Source organism: Variovorax sp. J22P240, from assembly GCF_030316855.1.
Classification (GTDB): domain Bacteria; phylum Pseudomonadota; class Gammaproteobacteria; order Burkholderiales; family Burkholderiaceae_C; genus Variovorax.
In genome coordinates, this window is sequence record NZ_JASZYR010000019.1 from 41,396 (window position 1) to 60,884 (window position 19,489).

At 67.7% G+C, this 19,489-nt stretch carries 20 protein-coding genes; 8 read left to right on the forward strand and 12 right to left on the reverse strand.

Annotated features, from left to right (window positions below):
- Positions 1-18: 18 nt before the first annotated feature.
- The 12 genes from biuH to QTI24_RS28050 all read right to left on the reverse strand — a co-directional run bounded on the left by biuH (position 19) and on the right by QTI24_RS28050 (position 11,427).
- Positions 19-735 (reverse strand): biuret amidohydrolase, encoded by a 717-nt coding sequence (gene biuH / locus QTI24_RS27995; protein WP_286604903.1) that lies wholly within the window; start codon positions 733-735, stop codon positions 19-21.
- Positions 736-746: 11 nt separating this feature from the next.
- Complete coding sequence (locus QTI24_RS28000; protein ID WP_286604904.1) at positions 747-1,667, reverse strand: ABC transporter permease; 921 nt, start codon at positions 1,665-1,667, stop codon at positions 747-749.
- Positions 1,664-2,749 carry an ABC transporter permease gene (locus tag QTI24_RS28005; protein ID WP_286604905.1) on the reverse strand — a complete coding sequence of 362 codons (1,086 nt, stop codon included), beginning with the start codon at positions 2,747-2,749 and terminating at the stop codon, positions 1,664-1,666. Before QTI24_RS28005 ends, QTI24_RS28000 begins: the two co-directional genes overlap by 4 nt.
- Positions 2,750-2,773: 24 nt before the next feature.
- A complete protein-coding gene (locus tag QTI24_RS28010; RefSeq protein WP_286604906.1) occupies positions 2,774-3,889 on the reverse strand; it encodes a BMP family ABC transporter substrate-binding protein in 1,116 nt (371 codons plus the stop codon).
- A gap of 113 nt (positions 3,890-4,002) precedes the next feature.
- Entirely contained in the window at positions 4,003-4,383 is a 381-nt protein-coding gene (gene hpxZ / locus QTI24_RS28015; protein WP_286604908.1) for an oxalurate catabolism protein HpxZ, read from the reverse strand.
- Between the two features lie 11 nt (positions 4,384-4,394).
- Positions 4,395-5,819 carry an AtzE family amidohydrolase gene (locus tag QTI24_RS28020; RefSeq protein WP_286604910.1) on the reverse strand — a complete coding sequence of 475 codons (1,425 nt, stop codon included), beginning with the start codon at positions 5,817-5,819 and terminating at the stop codon, positions 4,395-4,397.
- Positions 5,816-6,022, reverse strand: coding sequence for a DUF4089 domain-containing protein (locus QTI24_RS28025; RefSeq protein ID WP_286604912.1), 207 nt, complete (start codon positions 6,020-6,022; stop codon positions 5,816-5,818). Before QTI24_RS28025 ends, QTI24_RS28020 begins: the two co-directional genes overlap by 4 nt.
- Positions 6,023-6,032: 10 nt before the next feature.
- Positions 6,033-6,863: an ABC transporter ATP-binding protein gene (locus QTI24_RS28030; protein WP_286604913.1), complete on the reverse strand. Its 831-nt coding sequence runs from the start codon at positions 6,861-6,863 to the stop codon at positions 6,033-6,035.
- Complete coding sequence (locus QTI24_RS28035) at positions 6,860-7,690, reverse strand: ABC transporter permease (RefSeq protein WP_286604914.1); 831 nt, start codon at positions 7,688-7,690, stop codon at positions 6,860-6,862. Before QTI24_RS28035 ends, QTI24_RS28030 begins: the two co-directional genes overlap by 4 nt.
- 4 nt (positions 7,691-7,694) lie before the next feature.
- Positions 7,695-8,708: an ABC transporter substrate-binding protein gene (locus QTI24_RS28040; protein ID WP_286604915.1), complete on the reverse strand. Its 1,014-nt coding sequence runs from the start codon at positions 8,706-8,708 to the stop codon at positions 7,695-7,697.
- A gap of 44 nt (positions 8,709-8,752) precedes the next feature.
- Positions 8,753-10,477: an allophanate hydrolase gene (gene atzF / locus QTI24_RS28045; RefSeq protein WP_286604916.1), complete on the reverse strand. Its 1,725-nt coding sequence runs from the start codon at positions 10,475-10,477 to the stop codon at positions 8,753-8,755.
- Positions 10,478-10,593: 116 nt separating this feature from the next.
- On the reverse strand, positions 10,594-11,427 hold the full coding sequence (locus QTI24_RS28050; RefSeq protein WP_286604917.1) for a M48 family metallopeptidase: 834 nt from the start codon (positions 11,425-11,427) through the stop codon (positions 10,594-10,596).
- A gap of 37 nt (positions 11,428-11,464) precedes the next feature.
- Between QTI24_RS28050 and QTI24_RS28055 the strand changes: the two genes are divergently transcribed.
- From QTI24_RS28055 to QTI24_RS28090, 8 genes are all read left to right on the forward strand, one after another.
- Entirely contained in the window at positions 11,465-12,841 is a 1,377-nt protein-coding gene (locus QTI24_RS28055; protein WP_286604918.1) for an AmpG family muropeptide MFS transporter, read from the forward strand.
- A gap of 21 nt (positions 12,842-12,862) precedes the next feature.
- Positions 12,863-13,192 carry a FitA-like ribbon-helix-helix domain-containing protein gene (locus tag QTI24_RS28060; protein ID WP_286604919.1) on the forward strand — a complete coding sequence of 110 codons (330 nt, stop codon included), beginning with the start codon at positions 12,863-12,865 and terminating at the stop codon, positions 13,190-13,192.
- A 50-nt stretch (positions 13,193-13,242) separates the two neighbouring features.
- Positions 13,243-13,632 (forward strand): type II toxin-antitoxin system VapC family toxin, encoded by a 390-nt coding sequence (locus tag QTI24_RS28065; protein ID WP_286604920.1) that lies wholly within the window; start codon positions 13,243-13,245, stop codon positions 13,630-13,632.
- Positions 13,633-13,732: 100 nt separating this feature from the next.
- Positions 13,733-14,968 (forward strand): beta-ketoacyl-[acyl-carrier-protein] synthase family protein, encoded by a 1,236-nt coding sequence (locus tag QTI24_RS28070; protein WP_503011323.1) that lies wholly within the window; start codon positions 13,733-13,735, stop codon positions 14,966-14,968.
- Complete coding sequence (locus QTI24_RS28075) at positions 14,965-15,798, forward strand: beta-ketoacyl synthase chain length factor (protein WP_286604924.1); 834 nt, start codon at positions 14,965-14,967, stop codon at positions 15,796-15,798. Before QTI24_RS28070 ends, QTI24_RS28075 begins: the two co-directional genes overlap by 4 nt.
- 4 nt (positions 15,799-15,802) lie before the next feature.
- Positions 15,803-17,431 carry an NAD(P)/FAD-dependent oxidoreductase gene (locus QTI24_RS28080; protein ID WP_286604925.1) on the forward strand — a complete coding sequence of 543 codons (1,629 nt, stop codon included), beginning with the start codon at positions 15,803-15,805 and terminating at the stop codon, positions 17,429-17,431.
- Between the two features lie 105 nt (positions 17,432-17,536).
- Positions 17,537-18,250, forward strand: coding sequence for a response regulator (locus QTI24_RS28085; protein WP_286604926.1), 714 nt, complete (start codon positions 17,537-17,539; stop codon positions 18,248-18,250).
- Between the two features lie 4 nt (positions 18,251-18,254).
- Positions 18,255-19,436, forward strand: a complete 1,182-nt coding sequence (locus QTI24_RS28090; RefSeq protein ID WP_286604927.1) for an ATP-binding protein — start codon at positions 18,255-18,257, stop codon at positions 19,434-19,436.
- The last annotated feature ends 53 nt before the right edge of the window (positions 19,437-19,489 follow it).

Sequence of the window (19,489 nt, forward strand, 5' to 3'; positions counted from 1 at the left end):
ATGCGGAGGCTCTCCGTTCTAAAACGCCGACAGCGCGTCGAGCAAGGCGCCCGAAGGCGCATGCGCGCCGAACACACCGCCCTGCATGGTGATCATCTTGAGCGCCGCCAGATGGTTGCCGTGGTCGGTGGCCGCCGTGCAGTCCGACAGCAGCAGGCACTCGAAGCCGCGGTCATTGGCGTCGCGCATCGTCGTGTGCACGCACACGTCGGTCGTGATGCCGGCGAGGATCAGGTTCTCGATGCCGCGCGTGCGCAGCACGAGTTCGAGATCCGTCGCATAGAAGGAGCCCTTGCCCGGCTTGTCGATGATCACCTCGCCATCGAGCGGCGCCAGCGCCGGGATGATGTCCCACCCCGGCTCGCCGCGCACCAGGATGCGCCCGCACGGCCCCGCGTCGCCGATGCCCACGCCCTCGGCGCCGATCTGACGCGAACGCCAGCGCTTGTTGGCCGGCAGGTCGGCGAGATCGGGTCGATGCCCCTCGCGCGTGTGGATGATGTGGAATCCCAGCGGCCTCAACCGCGCCAACACGCGAGCAATCGGCTCGATCGGCGCTTGCACCAGCGAGAGGTCATAGCCCATCACGTCGACATAGCCGCCCTTGCCGCAGAAGTCCGTCTGCATGTCGATCACGATCAGCGCTGTGTTGTCGGGCCGGAGCGCGCCGTTGTAGGGCCACGGATACGGGTCCGCGGCAACGAAGAGATCGGGTGGCGTGGCGGAGGGACTCATGGGGCGACGGTTCAACGCGTGGAAGACAGCTCGCCGGGGCTTCCGACGGCCACGCTGCCCGGCTTGCAGGTCAGCACGAGGATGACCAGCGTGAGCACATAGGGCACCGTGTTGAAGAGGTGGTAACCCCAGCCGACGCCGATCGATTGCAACGCCGGTCCGATCGCGCCCGCCCCTCCGAAGAGCAGCGCCGCGCCGATGCAACGCAGCGGGCTCCAGCGCGCGAAGATCACGAGCGCCACCGCGATCAGGCCCTGCCCGCTGGAGATGCCCTCGTTCCAGCTTCCCGGATAGAACAGCGTGAGCGATGCGCCGCCCAGCCCCGCGATGAAGCCGCCCGCGGTGGTCGCCGCGATGCGCAGGCCGGCGACCGAGTAGCCGAGCGCGCGCGTCGCGTTCGCCGAATCGCCCGCCATGCGCACGAGGAGCCCTGCGCGCGTGTGCGCAAATCCCCACCACAGGAGCACCGCAAGGACGATGCCGATGGGCACCAGAGAATTCACCTGCAGCGCCGAGCGGATCACCGGGTTGTCGCTCCAGTTGCCCAGCGGAATGGACGGCAGCTGCGGCGCCTGCGGCTGGATCAGCGGCTTGCCCAGATAGAAAGCGAGCCCCGTGCCGAACAGCATCAGCGCGATGCCCGTCGCGACGTCATTGACGCGGTCGAGCGAACACAGCAGACCGTGCAGCAAGGCGAGCATCGCGCCAACCACGCCACCGATCAACACGCCGAGCCAAGCGGAATCGGTCAGCCATGCACCACCGAACGAAGCCATCGCTGACAGCACGAGCACCCCTTCGAGGCCGAGGTTGATGCGGCCCGATTTCTCGGTCAGGCACTCGCCGAGGCTCACGAAGAGGAAGGGCGCGCCGACGCGCAATGCGCCGCCGACGATGCCGGCGACGAGCGCGATCCATTGGTCGGCGGTCATTGCGCGGCCTCCTTCGCCAGAGGCGCAGTGGGCGCGATGTGCGGCGCGCGATTTTTCAACAATGCCTTCCAGTCGATCATGCGCAGGCCTTCGCTCGCCAGGATCAGCACGAAGGCCATGCCCTGGAGCACCAGCACCGACGCGTCGGGAAGGCCGAGCCGCCTTTGCAGCAGGCTGCCCGCGGCGCCGAAGCCGCCGAACAGGATCGCGACGGGAATCACGGCCACCGGGTTGTGACGCGCGATGAAGGACACCAGGATGCCCGCATAGCCATAGCCCGCGATCAGCGACGCATTGGCGTTGGTATGCACCGCCGCCACTTCCACCGCGCCGGCCACGCCAGCGCAGGCGCCGCCCAGCCCGCAGGCTGCGAGGATCAGCCGGTTGGCCGGCAAGCCCACCAACTGAGCGGTGCGGGGATTGCCGCCGACCACGCGAACGGAGAAGCCCGACGCGGTGGCCCGCAGCCAGAGCCCCGAGACCAGGCACGCGACCACGCCGATCGCCAGCCCCCAGTGCACATCGGAACCGCCGATACCGCCGATGGACAACCCATCCGCGAGCGAGCGCGTCGCAGGCTTGTTGAGGCTCGCCGGATCACGCAGCACACCTTCGACCACGTGCTTGAAGAGGCCGATCGCGACGTACGCGAGCAACAGGCTGCTGATGGTTTCGTTGATGCCGCGGTATTGGCGCAGCCAGCCCGCCAGGGCGATCCACGCGGCGCCGGCAATAGCGCCCGCAATGCAAAGCGCCACGGTGCCCACGATGTTGGCCGGGAGCGGCAGCAGGTAGGGCAGGGCCGCGCAGGCGAGTCCGCCCAGCACGACCGCGCCCTCGCCGCCGATGATCACCAGACCCGCACGCGCAGGGATCGCGACACAGAGCGCGGTGAGCATCAACGGCGCCGCCCGCTGCAGCGTGTTCTGCCACGAGAACCAGTCGCCGAAAGCTCCCTTGAACAGGATGATCCACACCTCCACCGGACTCACGCCTGCAAACCACACGAACACGCCGAACAGGAGCAGCGCCGCCGCGATGGCGAATACCGGCAGTGCGATTTCTTTCAACGCGTTGCGCATCGTCGGCTCGCAGTGCGGGGATGCTTATCCGATGGAGCCGACAACACCTTCGACGAGATAGTTCATCTTTTCCAACTCCAGGTCCGTCTGCTTGAGCGTCTTGCCGCCCGCGATGACGACCGCACCCTTGTTGTCCTTCAGCGGTCCGCTGAAGATGTCGAAGGTGCCGGCGAGCATCTTGGCCTTGATGTCGTCGGCGTTCTTCTTCGCCGCGTCGGTGACCATCGGGCCGTAGGGCGACATCTTCACGTAGCCCTCCTTCAATCCCCCGCGCAGGAAGTTGGGATGCGGCTTGCCGGTCTGCGCTGCCTCGACGACGGTCTTGTAGGCCGTGAGCCAGTTCCACTCGGCACCGGTGAGGTACGCGTTGGGCGCCAGCTTGGCTTGGCTCGCGTGGTAGCCGCACACCATCTTGCCGCGCTTGGCGGCCGTCTCGACGATCACCTTGGGGCCGTCGACGTGCATCGTGAACACGTCGCAGCCCTGGTCGGCGAGGCTGTTGGTGGCCTCGGCTTCCTTGACGGCCATCGACCAGTCGCCGGTGAAGATCACGCTGCAGGTGATGCCGGGCTTGACCGAGCGCGCGCCCATCGTGAAGGCGTTGATGTTGCGCAGCACCTGTGGAATCGGCTTGGCGGCGACGAAGGCGATCTTGTTGCTCTTCGTCATGTGGCCGGCGATCACGCCGTTGAGAAACTGGCATTCGTCGATGTAGCCGAAGAAGCTGCCGACGTTCTTGGGATGCTTGCCTTCGGTCCAGAGACCGCCGCAATGCGAGAAGCGCACGTCAGGGTTCTTCGGCGCCACGGCCAGGATGTGGGGATCGAAGTAGCCGAAGGATGTGGGGAAGAGCAGGGACGCGCCGTCCTGCGCAATCATCCCGGTCATGGTCTTCTGCACGGCCGCGGTCTCGGGCACGTTCTCTTCCTCGACCACCTTGAGGCCGGGCATCTTCTTGAGTTCGGCCGCCGCCTGCGCATGCGCCTGGTTGTAGCCGTAGTCGTCGCGCGGGCCGACGTAGATCACGCCGACCGTCAGCGGCTTCTGCGCGTTGGCGAGGGCACTCCACCCGCCCAGCGTGGTGGCGGAGGCCAGTGCTGCGAGGGACTTGAGGGAATCGCGACGATTGAACTGGCTCATGCTGATTGCTCCTGAAGATGGGGGAGGGGTCGGAGGGCCGGGTAGTCCTGTCTTGGATACAAGACGGTGTGCATAAACCGTACCAGCGCAAACAGCCGGTTTGGGCGCCGAAATCAGCCCATCAGGCTCACATGCGCCGCCACGACGCGCCAGCCTTGGGCGGTGCGCATCCATGTCTGGCTCTGGCGCCCCGTCTTTGTGCTTCCCTCGCGGCGGAATTCGACGTTGGCGGTAGCGAAGTCGTGGCCGTAGGTGGTGATGACGGTGCGCAGGATCTCGCGCGCCAAGCCCTGCGAAGGTCGCGCTGCGCGGAAGGCCTGGATCTCCGGGTAGCCGTACAGGTTCTCGGTGGCGCCGTAGCGCAGCGTGTGCGGGCTGTTCCAGAACAGTTCGTCGAGGATCTCGACCTTGTTGTGGACCAGCGCGTCTTCGTAGCGCTCGAAGGCGGCTGTCACTTCGGCCAGCACCTCGGGCAGGTTGATGGGGGTGTTCATCGTTTCCCTTGTCAGAGTGCCGCCACGGGCGCTAGCGCCACGCCGGCCGATTCGAGTGCGGCGGCAACGCGCAGCACGATGTCTTCGCGCCATGGCGCCGCGATGACCTGCACGCCAATCGGCAGGTCCGGGTGAGCGCCCCACACGGGCACGGCACAGACCGGCAGGCCGATGCACGAGATGGGTTGGGTCAGCACGCCCATGCTGGGGCGCACCGGAAGGCGCTGGCCGTTGATCTCGAACCACTCGGCGCCAATGGGTGTCGCCGCACAAGGCGTGGCGGCGGCGAGCAGCACGTCGTAGCGCTCGAACAGCCGTGCGACCTGCTCCGCGTAGAGACGCCGCACGCGTTGCGCGCGCGCGATCCAGGCGGCCGGAAGCAGCGCACCAGCGAGAAAGCGATCGCGCGACAAGGGCTCGAAGTCGTGGGCGCGAGTGCGCAGGTCGGGCAGGTGCAGCGCCGCGCCTTCGGAATTGGTGATGAGGAAGGCGGCAGCACGCCCGGCTTCCACCATCGGCAACTCGACCGTCTGGCTCGCGCCCAAGGCCTGCGCGACGGCATCGACGGCGGTCAGCGCCTCGGGTTGGGCGCGCTCGCGGAAGTAGCCGCCGAGCACGCCGATGCGCAGGCCTTGCAGGCCGCGCCCTATGGCGGGGGTCGCCGGCTCGACCGCGCGCTGCGCGCAGCCGGGATCGTGCGGGCCGGCGGTTTCCGGCCCCTGCATCAGGTCGTAGGCCAGCGCCAGATCGCGGACCGAGCGCGCGAAGGGGCCCAGGTGATCGAGGCTCGACACGAAGGGATAGCTCCCCGTGCGAGGCAGGCGGCCAAAGGTCGGCTTCAAGCCGAACACGCCGCACAGCGAGGCCGGCACGCGGATCGATCCGTTGGTGTCCGAACCCAGCGTCAACGGCACCTGCCCCGCCGCCACCGCGGCGCCCGAGCCACCCGACGAGCCGCCGGCGATGCGCGACAGATCGTGAGGGTTGTGCGCCGCGCCGACGTGGCTGTTCTCGGTGGTGAAGCCGTAGGCGTACTCGTCCATGTTGAGCGCGCCGACCAGCACCGCGCCCGCGTTCTCGAGCCGACGGACCAGCTCAGCGTCGCTGCGCGCCGGAGGGCTCTCTCGCTCGATCTTCGAGCCGGCCAGCGTCGGCAGGCCGGCGATGTCGAAGAGGTTCTTCACCGCGAAGGGCACGCCGAGCAGCGGCAACTCGCGGGTGCGCGCGCCCCTGTCCGAGAACAGCGAGGCATCGATCTGGGCCGCCCGCCGCAGCGCGCGTTCGCGAACCACGTCGGTGAAGGCATTCACGCGGGCGTTCGTCGCCTCGATGCGATCGAGGCTGGCCTGCACGAGCGCCACGGCGCTGACAGCCTTGGACTGCACGGCGGCAGCCATGGTCGACGCGTCCTTCAGGAGCAACGCATCGACGCTCATGCCTCCTTCTCCCGTGGCGTGACCGACGTGAAGTTCACCGCGGGCTCGTCATGCGGGCTGAGCGGGACCGCTTCAACGAGCGCGGCGAACTCCGCGGCCAGCCCGAAAAAACGCACGACGCCGGGACGATGGTCGGGCCGCAAGCGCAGTCCCAGCGCGGCCGATGTGGCATCGACATAGGATTCGATCTGTGCGGGCGTCATGACGGTTCCTCTATCGGCGCACTTCGCGCTGGAAGATTTCCAGGCTGAGCTTCTTCATGCTCACGAAGCTGGCCGAGCTCAGCGTCTCGAGCGTACGGGGACGCGCGTCGCCGTAGTCCAGGATCTCCGCGACCTTGGTCGGCCGCTTGGTCAGCAGCAGCACCTGGTCGGCCAGGTACACGGCCTCCTCGAGATCGTGCGAGACCAACAGCATCGTCGTGCCGGTCTGCATGAACACCTCCTGCAGTTTCTCGCGGATGAAGAGCGTCATTTCGAAATCGAGCGCCGAGAAGGGCTCGTCGAGGAAGAGCACCTCGGGGTTCGGCGCCAACGCCCGCATGATCGAAGCGGTCTGCTGCTGCCCGCCCGACAGCTCGTAGGGATACCGCTTGAGGTCGAACTTGACGTCGAACGAGGCCACCAGTTCCTGCATCCGTCGGTCCACTTCCGCCTTGGACCGGCCTTCGAGCTTCAGCGGATAGGCGATGTTGTCGATGGTGCGCATCCACGGGAACATCGCCTCGCGGTAGTTCTGGAACACGTAGCCGATCTTGGTGTCCTTGAGCGACTTGCCGTCGAACAGGATCTCACCCGAATCGATGGGGATCAGCCCGGCGATCATGTTGATCAGCGTCGACTTGCCGCAGCCGTTGGGCCCGAAGACCGAGACGATCTTCTGCTTGGGGATGTCGAGGTCGAAGTTCTCGTACAGCGGCCAGCCGGCGAAGTACTTGGTGAGCCCGCGGATGGTGATGTGCGTGCCGGCCGGGCCGGGCGTGAAGACGGGCTTGGGCACGTCGGCATAGACGGGCCCGTTGATCACGTTGTCGACGGTTCTCATCGTCCGCTCCAGTGCACGATGCGGCGCTCGGCCACCAGGAAGAGGATGTTGAGCGCATAGCCCAACGCGCCCGCGGCGAGGATCGACGCGTACATGTCCTTCACGTTCATCACCTGCTGCGAGTTGATGATGCGGTGGCCGAGGCCGCTGTCGGAGCCGATGAACATCTCGGCCACGATCACGATCACCAGCGCCATCGACACCGCCGAGCGCAGCCCGACGAAGCTCGGCTGCAGGCTTTCCCACACCAGCACGTCACGAAAGATCTGCCAGCGCGATGCGCCCATCACCTTGGCGGCCATCACGCGCTGCTTGCGCGCGTTCATCACGCCGTAGGCGCTGTTGAACACCACGATGAGCAGCGCGCCGAAGGCGGCGATGGCGACCTTGTTGACGTCCGACACGCCGAAGATCATCAGGAACAGCGGAATGAGCGCGGACGACGGCGTCGAGCGGAAGAAGTCGATCAGGAATTCGACGCTGCGATAGGCCTTCTCGTTGCTGCCGAGAAGCACGCCCAGCGGCACGCCGACGATGGCCGCGATCAGGAAGGCCTGCAGAGTGCGCCAGACGGTCACCGCGAAGTCGGTCAGCAGCGGTCCGCCCGCCAGGCCCGACAGCAGCGTGCCGATGGTGTCCGCAGGCATCGGCAGCAGGATCGCCTTGATGAAGCCCAGCCGCACGGCCAGGTCCCAGATGATGAAGAGCACCAGCGGGCCGATGAAGGGCAGCGCCTTGACCCAATGCGATTCGCGCGGCGGCGCGGCCGCCTTGGGAGTGGCCGGCGGCGCCCATGGTGCCGCGCCCGTTGGTGCAGGGGTGCTCATGTCATCACCCCTTGTAGAGCATCGAGTCGACCATCAGTCGCGACGAGAAGATGCCTTTTTCCGAGAACAGGTCGAAGAACTTCTGGAAGTACGCGACGTCGGCCGGCGTGAACTCGTTGTACATGGTGTAGGCCGCCAGCGGCACCTCGCCGGTGAGCGGACCTTCGATGGCGGTATAGCCCTTGAGGTACTGGCGCGCTTCGGTCGGCTTGTTGCGAACGAAGGCCACGCCCTGGCCGTACGCCGTGATGAATTTCTTCGCCGCATCGGGGTTCTTCTTGATGAACGCCGACGTCAGCGAAGCCGAGCCTCCGAACCACGGCGCCATCGGATCGCCCAGCACGTACTTGGCGATCACCCCCGCTTCCAGCACGCGCGTGCTGCCGTTGAGGCGGCCGATCGTTCCGGTCGGCTCCAGCGTGTAGCAGCCGTCGACCTGCCCGGCGGCGAGCGAGGCCACGTGTTGGCCGATCGGTAATTCGACGACCGTGGCGCCGGTCGCGCCGCCGCGCTCCAGCACGGTCTTGGCCAAGGTCACGTTCTGGATGCCTGGGCCGGACGCGACGCGCTTGCCCTTGAGGTCGGCCATGGTCTTCGCGGTGCTGGCCGTCGGCACCAGCATCTGGTCGAGCACGTTCTTCGCGTTGCTCGGGTTCGAGCAGAAGATCTTGAAGCTTCCGGGTGCGGCGATCTCGCCGATCGCGATGTTGGCCGAGCCCGTGCCGTTCGCGCTGCCGTCGCAGCGTTCGGACAGCATGGCTTCCATGATCTGTTGAGCACCGGCGAAGCGCTGCACCTCGACGTCGAGGCCGGCGGTCTTGAAGAAGCCTTGCTCCACAGCCGCGTAGAAAGGCAGCCCCGCAGCAATGGGCCAGTAGCCGATGCGGATCTTGGTCGCCGCCTGGGCACGCACGAGCGCCGGTGCCGCGAGCACGGCAAGGCCGGCCGCGCCCGCCTGCAGCACCTGGCGCCGTGAAGCCGGTTCGGCGATGGAAGGCAACGTGTGTTTGAAGGCCATTGAATACTCCGGAAGGTTTGTGATGTGACAGTTCTTGAACGGATTCAGGCCGCGACCGCGGCACGCGAGGCGATGTAGGCCCGCCATCCGCCAAGGTGCGTGATGTCGTCGGCACCCGCCACCGCGAGCGCTTCGCACAGGAAGCCCTGCACGCTGCTGCCGTCGGCCAGCGTGAGGCTGCCGATGCCCAGCGGCGCGGGAATGAGCGCAACGAAGCTGCCGTAGTGCGCCATCGGCATCTCCCAGATTTCCAGCGCGATGGCAGAGCCCTCGCCGGGCTGCACCCGTAGCAGGCCGGGTTTGGGCGGCACGGTGCCGGGCAAGGCGTAGAGGCGATACAACGGCGCGGTGTGCGTCGCGGCCAGGAGCCGTGCGCCGCGCTCGGTCAACTGCGAGTTGAGCGGCATGCCCGAGAGATGCGCGCCGACGACGGCGACCTTGACCGTCTGCGCGGGCGCCATGCCCGGTAGTGTTTCGGGGGCGGGCATCGGCGCATCCGTCGCGCCGAGCGGCAGCCCGGTCGCGTGGTGAAAACGCTGCCCGAGTTCGGCCAACTGGAAGTCGCTGCCGCAGCGGCCGATCAGCGTGATGCCGAAAGGCAGCCCATCCTCGCGCAGGCTGGCCGGCACCGAGATGGCGGCGTAGTCGAGCAGGTTCACGAAGTTCGTGTACTCGCCGAGATTCCGGTTGAGCGCGACCGGGTCCGCCTGCATGGACTCGATCGTGTAGTGCGTGGGCGCGGTCGGCACCAGCAGGAGGTCGATGTCGCCCCACATGGCCGCGGCGCGCTGGCCGAGCGCTTGCAGCTTGACGCGCGCGTCGACGAAGTCGGCCGCGCTGTAGTCGCGGCCCTTCGCGAGGATGCCGCGTACGGGCTCGACCACTTCGGCTTCATGCGCGTCGAAGAACTCGCGCACGGCCGCGTAGCGCTCTGCGACGAGCGCACTGTCGTAGAGCAGCGCGGCGGCCTCGGCCAGCGGCGCGTAGTCGATCGCGACCGGTGTGCCGCCAAGCGCCTTCATCTGCTCGATGGCGCGGTCGAAGGCAGCGGTCGACTGGCTGTCGCCAAAGAAGCGCAGCGCCGTCGGCACGCCGAAGCGGAAGCTCGCGGGGAAGGTCTGCGTCGCGAGCGAGAGGCTGCGCGAGTACGGGTCTTCGGCGTCGAAGCCCATTGCGGCGTGCAGCACGCGGGCGGCCACGCCCACAGTGCGCGCGAAGATCGACACGCAATCTACGCTCTGCGCGGCCGGCACCACGCCGCGCGCGCTGAGCAATCCGCGCGACGGCTTGATGCCGACGATGTTGTTGAGCCCCGCGGGCACACGGCCTGAGCCCGCCGTGTCCGTGCCCAGCGCGAAATCGACCTGTCCCGTCGCCACCGCATAGGCCGAACCCGAACTCGATCCGCCCGACACATAGCGCGCATCGAAGCTGTTCGGCACCGCGCCATAAGGTGAACGCGTGCCGTTGAGGCCGCAGGCGAACTGGTCCAGATTGGTCTTGCCCAGCAGATCCGCACCGGCATCGAGCAGCCGGTGCACCACGTGCGCATGCACGGTCGGCGTGCGCGCGAAGGCAGGGCAGGCCGCGGTGGTGGGCACACCGGCGACGTCGATGTTGTCCTTGGCGGCAAAGCGAAGACCCGCGAGCGGCCCTTCGCCGGCGCCACGCAGCGGTGAGTCCAGCCGGGCGATCCACGCCGCCGCAGCCAGCGCCTTCAACGAAGTCCCGGGCCCGTTCTCGGACACGCCCCTTTCATGCACCATCATCAAGCATCCTGTCTTGTGTACAAGATGACATGCAAAGGGTGTGCCAACGGCTTCAACCGTCGGGTCCAGCAAGTTCGTGATCGACGGCGCCCGCGCGTTCGGGCCGCCAGGACGCGTCAGCCGCGCCGGCTGGCCTGGTACAGGCCTTCCACCTTCGGCACGTTCGCCTGCAGCACCTTGATCCGGTCCGGCCCGCTCGGATGCGTCGAGAGGAAACCAAGCGCGCCCTCGCTCTTCGACGCCTTCGCCATCTTGGTCCACAGCGACACCGAAGCCCTCGGGTCGTAGCCCGCACGCGCCGCCAGTTCAAGGCCGACCAGGTCAGCGTCGGTCTCATCGCTGCGGCTGAACTTCAGCGTGATGAGCTGGGTGCCGGCCCGGGCCGCCAGGTCGCCGGCCTGGCCCAGGCCGAGCAACTGGGCGGTGATCGACAGCACCGCCCCCGTCCCCGCGTTCTTCGCAAGCCGCGCCCGCGCATGCTCGCGCAGTGCATGCGCCATCTCGTGGCCCATGACCATCGCGATTTCGTCGTCGGTGAGCTTCAACCGATCGAGGATGCCGGTGAAGAAAGCGATCTTGCCGCCCGGCATGCAGAAGGCATTGATCTGCTTGCTGCCGATCAGGTTGACTTCCCACTTCCAGGACGCGGCGCGCGGGTTCCACTGGGCGGTGAAGGGAATGATCTTCCTGGCAATGGCACGCAGGCGCTGCAATGGGGCACTGCTGTCGGGAGCGAGTGCGCCCTTGGCCCGGGCCTGCGCCAGGAGCTGGTGATATTGCTGGACACCGGCCTGCTCGATGTTCTCCGCAGGGACGATGTTGCGCGCCATCGACGCCTCGCCGACGTCGACCTGCGCCAGTGCGGGCGCGGCCACGAAGGTGCCCGCCGCCAGCAGGAATGCACGTCGACCGTGCGGGGGACCGGAATGAAACTCGCAGAGCAAACACATGGGGGAATAATAAGGAGCCCCCAACGACACTTGCTCAATGCCCGCACCATCGGCTGACGAAGCCCCACCTTCCCTGCCCTGGCGCGACGCGCTCAAGGTCTACCTCGAACCTGCGACGCTGCGCATGCTGGCGCTGGGCTTTTCCGCTGGGCTGCCGCTGCTGCTGGTGCTCGGCACGCTGAGCTTCCGGCTGCGCGAGGCGGGAGTCGATCGCACGACGATCGGCTTCCTGAGCTGGGTGGGGCTCGCCTACGGCTTCAAGTGGGTCTGGGCACCGCTGGTGGACCGGCTTCCGATTCCGCCGCTGACCACGCTGCTCGGGCGCCGGCGCGGCTGGCTGCTGCTGGCTCAACTGGGCGTCATCGCGGGACTCGCCGGCATGGCCTTCAACGACCCGCGCGACGGACTGCCGCCGCTGGTCTGGTGCGCCTTGCTGGTCGCTTTCGGGTCCGCCACGCAGGACATCGCGCTCGACGCCTTCCGCATCGAATCCGCCGCCGCGCGCAAGCAGGCCGCGTTGGCCGCCGCCTACCAGACGGGTTACCGGCTCGCGATGATCTGGGCCGGCGCCGGCGTCCTCTGGGTTGCAGCCTGGGCCGAACTGCCCGGCCTCGCTGGCTACCAGGACAACGCGTGGAAGACCGCCTACCTCGTGATGGCGGCGTCGATGGCGGTGGGCGTGCTCACGGTGCTGCTGTCGCCTGAGCCCGCGCGCGTCGCCCTGCCCCAGCCCAAGACGGTGGGCGCCTGGCTGCAGAGCGTGCTGATCGAACCCTTCGCCGACTTCATCCGCCGCTACCAGTGGCAGGCCGTGCTCATCCTGTCGTTGATTGCCGTCTACCGGATCAGCGACGTGGTGATGGGCATCATGGCCAACCCGTTCTACGTCGACATGGGCTTCACCAAGGACGAGGTCGCGACGGTCAGCAAGATCTACGGCGTGATCATGACGCTGCTCGGCGCCTTCGTCGGCGGCGTGCTGTCGATGCGGCTCGGCGTGATGCGGGTGCTGATGCTGGGCGCCGTGCTGAGCGCGGCGAGCAACCTGCTCTTCGCCGGCCTGGCGACGCGCGGCCACGACCTGACCGCACTGGTGCTGGTGGTGTCGGCCGACAACCTGGCCGGGGGCATTGCGTCCGCGGCGTTCATCGCCTACCTGTCGAGCCTGACCAACATCACCTATTCGGCCACGCAGTACGCGCTGTTCAGCTCGCTGATGCTGCTGCTGCCGAAGTTCATTGCGGGCTACTCAGGCAAGTTCGTGGACCTCTACGGGTACCACGCGTTCTTTGTCGGGACTGCGGCGCTGGGCGTGCCGGTGTTGGTGCTGGTGGCGCTAGCGTCGCGAACGACCGGCAATGGCAAGGTGACAGCTCCAGCCTCCAGCACTGCGCCTTCTGAAATGGCGCCATAATGGCTCCATTTTGGAGGCGTCATGGCCAATCTATCCGTGAAAGACGTGCCGGAGCATCTGGCTGAACGACTCCGGCAGCGCGCGGCGCGCAATCACCGGTCGTTGCAAGGTGAGTTGATGGCCATCATCGAGCAGGCGGCCTACGAAACCGGCGCGGCGGCCGCACCCGCCCTGCCTGTGGCCATCAGTGTCGAAGGTTCGGATGTCGCCCCGGGCCGCCGCCCCGTCACCCGGCGCGGCTCCAAATCGATCGAACAGATCGCCGCCGAGCATCGCGTCCGCTTTCCACAGCCCATCGGGTCCGGCCCGAACGCCGTCGACATCATCCGCGCGGACCGGGACGCGCGGTGAGCGGCGCACCGAGCCCGCTCTTCGTCGCCGAACCGCCGGCGTCGTACCGAATGCGCCCGCCACTGGTGGTGGACTGCAGCGCCCTGAGCGCCATCCTGTTTGATGAACCCACGCGCGACGAAGCCTTGGCACGGCTCGTCGGCTTCAGCCTCCATGCGCCGAACCTGCTCGATCACGAGATCGTCAGCGTGGCACTCAAGAAACGGCGACAGGATTGGCCTTCGGATTCCCTCGCGCTGGCGCTGGCCGACTATGCCGAGTACGACCTTGAATTGCATCCGGTCGATCCGGCCGCGCAGTACCAGCTGGCGGCCCGCTATGCACTGTCGGCCTACGACGCGGCCTACCTCTGGCTCGCGGCGGAGATCAAGGCGCCGCTGGCGACCTTCGACCAGAAGCTCGCGACGGCCGCCCAGGCCCATCTGAGCGCCCTGCCCTGAGCCTTCCGCAAGGGCGCATGGCCCTTGCGTCGCAGGCCCACCTCGCGACGAACCGGGACATTGGCCGACGCGGACCGGTTCGGCTGGCTGGTACGCTGTGATGTTTTGCACGCTACCGTCATTTATCCATCCGGCCTCCACCGTGTCACCTTCACGCATACCCCCCCTGCAGATCAGCGCCTTCACCGCGACCTCGTCGGTCGGTGTGGGCAAGACCGCCCTCCTCTCGGCACTCGAACAGTCGCGCAGCGGCCTGCGCGCCAATGACTTCGGCCCGACGCCGCTGCCGACGTGGATCGGGCGCGTCGACGGCCTTGAAGAACTCCGGCTGCCGGAGTCGCTGGCGAGCTGGGATTGCCGCAACAACCGGCTGGCATGGCTCGGCCTGCAGGCCGACGGCTTCATGGAAGCGGTGGCTGCCGCGCGCAAGCGCTACGGCCCGGCGCGCATTGCGCTGATCCTCGGTACCTCGACGTCGAGCATTGGCGAGACCGAGGAGGCCTACACCCGGCTCGACGACGGCGCATTCCCCGTCGACCAGAGGCGCCCCAAGGTCCACACGCCCCATTCGCTCACGATGTTCGTTCAGGAAGCGCTGGGCCTCGAAGGGCCGGCCGAGACGATCTCGACCGCCTGCTCATCGAGCGCCAAGGTGTTTGCGTCGGCGGAGCGGCTGATCCGCCTGGGCCTGGTCGATGCGGCCGTGGTCGGCGGCGTCGACACGCTGTGCGGCAGCGTGCTGTTCGGATTCAATTCGCTCGAACTGGTGTCGCCCGAACCCTGCCGGCCCTTCGACGCCGGCCGCAACGGCATCAGCCTGGGCGAGGCCGCCGGCTTCGCGCTGGTCGAGCGCGGCCCCGGCAAGCTCGAACTGCTGGGCTACGGCGAGGCGAGCGACGCGCACCACATGTCGACGCCCCACCCCGAGGGCCTGGGCGCCGAAAAGGCCATGGACGACGCGCTCGCACGCGCCGGCCTGAACACGGACGCCATCGACTACATCAACATGCACGGCACCGCCAGCACGAAGAACGACGAAGTCGAAGGCGCGCTGGTGGCGCGGCGCTTCCCCGAGACGACCCATGCCAGCTCGACCAAGGGCTTCACGGGCCACACGCTGGGTGCCGCAGGCATCGTCGAGGCGGTCATCAGCCTGCTGGCGATCGAAACCGGCCTGAAGCCGGGCACCGTCAACACCACCACGCTCGACGCCGACTGCGGGCCGCAGATCAAGCTGCAGCCCGCTCGCGGCGAGGTGCGCTATGCGCTGAGCAATTCCTTCGGCTTCGGCGGCAACAACTGCTCGCTGGTCTTCGGCAAGGGAGCCGCAGCATGAGCGCAGCACACAAGACACCGACCCTCTACATCGAAGGCCCCGCTTTTTGGGCGCCCAGCTTGCCCGGATGGGAACTCGCGAGCGCCGTGTTCCGTGGCGAAGCCGCGCCGTCCGATCCGCCGGCCAAGCGCCCATCGCCGCAAGTGCTCGCGCCCGCCGAACGGCGCCGCGCGCCCGACACGGTGGCGCTGGCGCTGGAAGTCGCAGCCGCCGCGGTCGCTGCCTCGGGCCGCAATGCTGCGGACCTGCCGTGCGTATTCGCTTCGGCGCATGGCGATCTCGGCATCAACGACTACATGTGCAGCACGCTGGCGAGCGATCCGAAGCTGCTGTCGCCGATCAAGTTCCACAACTCGGTCCACAACGCGGCCGTAGGCTACTGGACCATCGGCACCGGCTGCATGGCGGCAAGCAACTCGCTGACGGCCTTCGAGAGAACCTTCGCTTCGGGCCTGCTCGAAGCCGCGGCGCAATGCGCGGCCGATCAACGTGCCGTGCTCCTGGCCGGCTACGACATGCCCGCCGTGGGCGCGCTCGCGTCGATCACGACGAGCCGCGACCTGCTGGCCGTCGCGCTGGTGATCTCGCCGAAGCGCACCGAGCGCACGGTCGCGGCATTCGAATGGTCGCTCTCGGCAGGCGCTTCGCTACCGCCGGCTCTCCGTTCGGATGCCGCGCGCGCACTGAGGGTCAATGCGATGGCCGACGCGCTGCCCCTCTTCGAGGCGCTCGCACGCGGCAAGGCCGAATCGCTCGCGCTGCCGCTGTCGGCCGCGCTGTCATTGCAGTTGGCCCTGCAACCCGAACTGCAGCTCGAAGCGCAGAGTTGAAGCCATGACCGCGATCCTCCACCAGCACGATGTCGTGATCATGGGCGGAGGACTCGCGGGGCTCACCCTCGCGCTGCAGCTCAAGCAGCGCTTCGCCGACATCGACATCGTGGTGCTGGAGCGCCGCGCGCATCCGGTGCCGCACGCAACGCACAAGGTGGGCGAGTCGTCGGTCGAAATCGGTGCCCATTACTTCGACACGGTGCTCGGCCTCCAGCCGCACATGCATGGCGCCCAACTGCGCAAGTTCGGTTTCCGCTTCTTCTTCAGCGAAGGCCGCCGCGACATCGACCAGGTGATGGAGATCGGCGCCAGCCGCTATCTCTCGGTGCCGAGCTACCAGATCGACCGCGGCATCTTCGAGAACTACCTGGCCGAGGAGGCCGCGCGCAATGGCGTGCGCTTCGTCGACAGTGCGATGGTGCGCGTGATCGAGCTGGCCGACGACGCGCGCCAGCCGCATCGCATCGAATGGTCGCAGGACGGCGGGACGCACATCGTGCATGCCCGCTGGCTGATCGACGCCTGCGGACGCGCCGGCATGCTCAAGCGCAAGCTCGGGCTCGCGCAGCCCAATGCGCATCACTGCAACGCGGTGTGGTTCCGGGTCAGCGAGCGCATCACCATCGACGACTGGTCCGACGACCCGGCATGGCGCGCGCGCTGCGAGCCCCGGGCGCGCTGGCTCTCGACCAATCACCTGGTCGGCGCGGGCTACTGGGTCTGGCTGATTCCGCTCGCGTCGGGGTCGCATTCGGTCGGTATCGTGGCCGACCCGCGCCTGCACCCGCTCGACACGATGGACACCTTCGACAAGGCGATGCAGTGGTTCCGGACCTGGCAGCCTCGCCTCTACGATGACCTCGATGGCAAGCGCCACCTGCTGCAGGACTTTGCTTTCTTCCGCGACTTCTCGTACGGGTGCAAGCAGGTGTTCTCGGGCCAGCGCTGGGCACTGACCGGGGAGGCGGGACTTTTCCTCGATCCCTTCTACTCGCCGGGCAGCGATTTCATCGCGGTGGGGAATACCTACATCACCGACCTGATCGCGCACGACCGCGCCGGACACGCCCTGGAGGCGCGGGCGCAGCTCTACGACCAGATCTACCACTCGTTCTACGAAAGCACGCTCGCGCTCTACACCGACCAGTACCAGCTCTTCGGCGATCCGGAGGTGCTGCCGATCAAGGTGATCTGGGATTACACCTACTACTGGGGCGTGCTGTCGCAGATCTTCTTCCAGCAGCGGCTCACCGACCTGGCGGTGCTGGGCAGCCTGCGCGAGGAGCTGCAGGATTGCCAGCGCCTCAACTTCGCGGTGCAGGACTTTCTGCGCGCGTGGTCCGGCGTCAGCCGCCGGCGCAACCGGCCGGTGATGCTCGACCAGGCGGCCCTGCCCTGGTTTGCCGAACTCAATCGCAGCCTGAATGACCGGCTCGACGACGACGCCTTCAAGGCCCGCATGCGGGCTTCGGCGGAAAGGCTGCGCGCGCTGGCGGTGGAAATCCTCGAACGCGCGAGGCACGACAATCCCACGCTGGCGGCCGGCGAACTTGGCGCCGTGCTGGCCGAAAAGGCAGCCCAGCCCCATCCAGACGCCCAGCGCGAAACCATGCTTTTCGAGCCGGGATAAAAAAAAAGGCAACGGTGACGTTTACCCAACTTTACGTAGCGTTCAAGCCTGCTTGGCGCCGCGGGGAGAACCTCCATACGCTGCGCTCAACGCGAAGGACAACCCATGAGCACCCCCCAACTCCTGATGATCGAAGACGACATCCGCCTCGCGCAGATGGTCGGCGAATACCTGACGCAATCCGGCTTCGGCTTCACCCACGCGGCCGATGGCGCCAGCGGGCTGGAGCAGCTGCAACAGCGTTCGCCCGACCTCGTCATCCTCGACCTGATGCTGCCGGACACCGACGGCCTGGAGGTCTGCCGCCGTATCCGCGCGCTGCCCAATGGCCTCGCCAAGGTGTCGGTGCTGATGCTCACCGCCAAGGGCGACCCGATGGACCGCATCATCGGTCTCGAAATCGGCGCTGACGACTACCTGCCCAAGCCTTTCGAGCCGCGCGAGTTGCTCGCCCGCATTCGCGCGGTGCTGCGCCGGCGCGGCGAGACCGCGGCCGATGCGAGCGCGCCGTCCGTGCTGCGCTTCGGATCGCTGGAAATCGACCGCAACGCGCGCACGGTCACCGTCGGCGGCGAGCCGGCGGACCTGACCTCCTACCAGTTCGACCTGCTGGTCGCGATGGCCGAACGCGCCGGCCGCGTGCTCACGCGCGACCAGATCATGGAAGCCGTGCGCGGCCGCGAGCTCGAAGCCTTCGACCGCTCGATCGACGTTCACATGGGTCGCATCCGCGCCGCGATCGAGGTCGACGCCAAGAACCCCAAGCGCATCCTGACGGTGCGCGGCGTGGGCTACGTGTTCGCCAAGCAGCAAGACTGACGCGATGCTCCTCAAGCTCTACAGGCGGCACCTCTATGTCCGCATCTGGCTGGCGGTGGTCGCGGGCGTCTTCATCCTCACGTTGACGGCCAACTGGATCGTGCGCGAAGCCGCCGAGAACGAGCGGGAGCGACTGGCCCCCGTGCCGCGCGAAGTGGTCGTGCTCGACGGCAAGGACCAGCCGATCGGCCACGGCAAGGCGATGCGCGTGCCGGGCCAGGGCCTTGAATTCGACGTCACGCTGAACGATGGACGCTCCCTCTCGCTGCAGGTGGCGCCGCGCGAACGTCCGCCGGGCGGCGGCATGGCGCCCTGGCGCACGCCCTTCGGGCTGGGCTGGATGGTGGCGCTCGTGGGCGTCGCCGTCGCGCTGGGCGTCTATCCGATCGTGCGCCGGCTGACCAAGCGGCTCGAAGCCCTGCAGCGGGGCGTGCAGCGCTGGGGCGAGGGCGACCTGTCGGCGCGCGTCGCTGAAGAGGGTCAGGACGAAGTGGCAGATCTCTCCAACGGCTTCAACGCCGCGGCGGCGCGCATCGAGGAGCTGGTGCAATCGCACAAGTCGCTGCTCGCCAATGCCTCGCACGAACTGCGCTCCCCGCTCACGCGCATCCGCATGGGCCTGGAGCTGATGGGCGACCGGCCCAGCCCCGGCGCGCGCGAGGAGATCTCGCGCAACATCGGCGAGCTCGACCAACTGATCGACGAGATCCTGCTCGCGAGCCGGCTGGACGCGAAGGAAGCCGACATGGGCACGGTCGAGACTGTCGACCTCACGGGCCTGGCGGCCGAGGAGTGCGCGCGTGTCGATGCCGACCTGGAAGTCAGCGAAGGCACCCACAGCGACGCGTTGACCGTGCGCGGTGTGCCGCGCCTGCTGCGGCGCGCGATTCGCAACCTGCTGGAGAACGCGCGCCGCTACGGTGCGGGTGAAACCAGCGTGGAACTGGCGAGCCGCGGGGGCGCCGCGGAGATCCGCGTGAGCGACCGTGGGCCCGGCGTCCCCGCCGCACTGCGCGATCGCATCTTCGAGCCCTTCTATCGCCTGCCCGGCGCAAGCGAACGCAACGGCGGCGTGGGCCTCGGCCTGGCGCTGGTGAAGTCGATTACCGAACGTCACGGCGGCAGCGTGCGCTGCGAAGACCGAGCCGGCGGCGGTGCGAGCTTCGTCATCACATTGCCGCACTGACGCCCTCCCCGCGGTGTTCCACGAACGGAACACCGCGGGGCGCGCCACTAAAA

What these genes read in the sequence shown, in the direction of transcription:
- QTI24_RS28020 (WP_286604910.1), bottom strand. Translation starts at nt 5,819, where the DNA reads ATGAGCGTCGATGCGTTGCTCCTGAAGGACGCGTCGACCATGGCTGCC.
- QTI24_RS28090 (WP_286604927.1), top strand. Translation starts at nt 18,255, where the DNA reads ATGCTCCTCAAGCTCTACAGGCGGCACCTCTATGTCCGCATCTGGCTG.
- QTI24_RS28075 (WP_286604924.1), top strand. Translation starts at nt 14,965, where the DNA reads ATGAGCGCAGCACACAAGACACCGACCCTCTACATCGAAGGCCCCGCT.
- hpxZ (WP_286604908.1), bottom strand. Translation starts at nt 4,383, where the DNA reads ATGAACACCCCCATCAACCTGCCCGAGGTGCTGGCCGAAGTGACAGCC.
- QTI24_RS28010 (WP_286604906.1), bottom strand. Translation starts at nt 3,889, where the DNA reads ATGAGCCAGTTCAATCGTCGCGATTCCCTCAAGTCCCTCGCAGCACTG.
- QTI24_RS28080 (WP_286604925.1), top strand. Translation starts at nt 15,803, where the DNA reads ATGACCGCGATCCTCCACCAGCACGATGTCGTGATCATGGGCGGAGGA.
- QTI24_RS28085 (WP_286604926.1), top strand. Translation starts at nt 17,537, where the DNA reads ATGAGCACCCCCCAACTCCTGATGATCGAAGACGACATCCGCCTCGCG.
- atzF (WP_286604916.1), bottom strand. Translation starts at nt 10,477, where the DNA reads ATGATGGTGCATGAAAGGGGCGTGTCCGAGAACGGGCCCGGGACTTCG.
- QTI24_RS28040 (WP_286604915.1), bottom strand. Translation starts at nt 8,708, where the DNA reads ATGGCCTTCAAACACACGTTGCCTTCCATCGCCGAACCGGCTTCACGG.
- QTI24_RS28000 (WP_286604904.1), bottom strand. Translation starts at nt 1,667, where the DNA reads ATGACCGCCGACCAATGGATCGCGCTCGTCGCCGGCATCGTCGGCGGC.
- QTI24_RS28030 (WP_286604913.1), bottom strand. Translation starts at nt 6,863, where the DNA reads ATGAGAACCGTCGACAACGTGATCAACGGGCCCGTCTATGCCGACGTG.
- QTI24_RS28065 (WP_286604920.1), top strand. Translation starts at nt 13,243, where the DNA reads ATGCGCCCGCCACTGGTGGTGGACTGCAGCGCCCTGAGCGCCATCCTG.
- QTI24_RS28035 (WP_286604914.1), bottom strand. Translation starts at nt 7,690, where the DNA reads ATGAGCACCCCTGCACCAACGGGCGCGGCACCATGGGCGCCGCCGGCC.
- QTI24_RS28025 (WP_286604912.1), bottom strand. Translation starts at nt 6,022, where the DNA reads ATGACGCCCGCACAGATCGAATCCTATGTCGATGCCACATCGGCCGCG.
- QTI24_RS28005 (WP_286604905.1), bottom strand. Translation starts at nt 2,749, where the DNA reads ATGCGCAACGCGTTGAAAGAAATCGCACTGCCGGTATTCGCCATCGCG.
- biuH (WP_286604903.1), bottom strand. Translation starts at nt 735, where the DNA reads ATGAGTCCCTCCGCCACGCCACCCGATCTCTTCGTTGCCGCGGACCCG.
- QTI24_RS28070 (WP_503011323.1), top strand. Translation starts at nt 13,733, where the DNA reads ATGTTTTGCACGCTACCGTCATTTATCCATCCGGCCTCCACCGTGTCA.
- QTI24_RS28055 (WP_286604918.1), top strand. Translation starts at nt 11,465, where the DNA reads ATGCCCGCACCATCGGCTGACGAAGCCCCACCTTCCCTGCCCTGGCGC.
- QTI24_RS28050 (WP_286604917.1), bottom strand. Translation starts at nt 11,427, where the DNA reads ATGTGTTTGCTCTGCGAGTTTCATTCCGGTCCCCCGCACGGTCGACGT.
- QTI24_RS28060 (WP_286604919.1), top strand. Translation starts at nt 12,863, where the DNA reads ATGGCCAATCTATCCGTGAAAGACGTGCCGGAGCATCTGGCTGAACGA.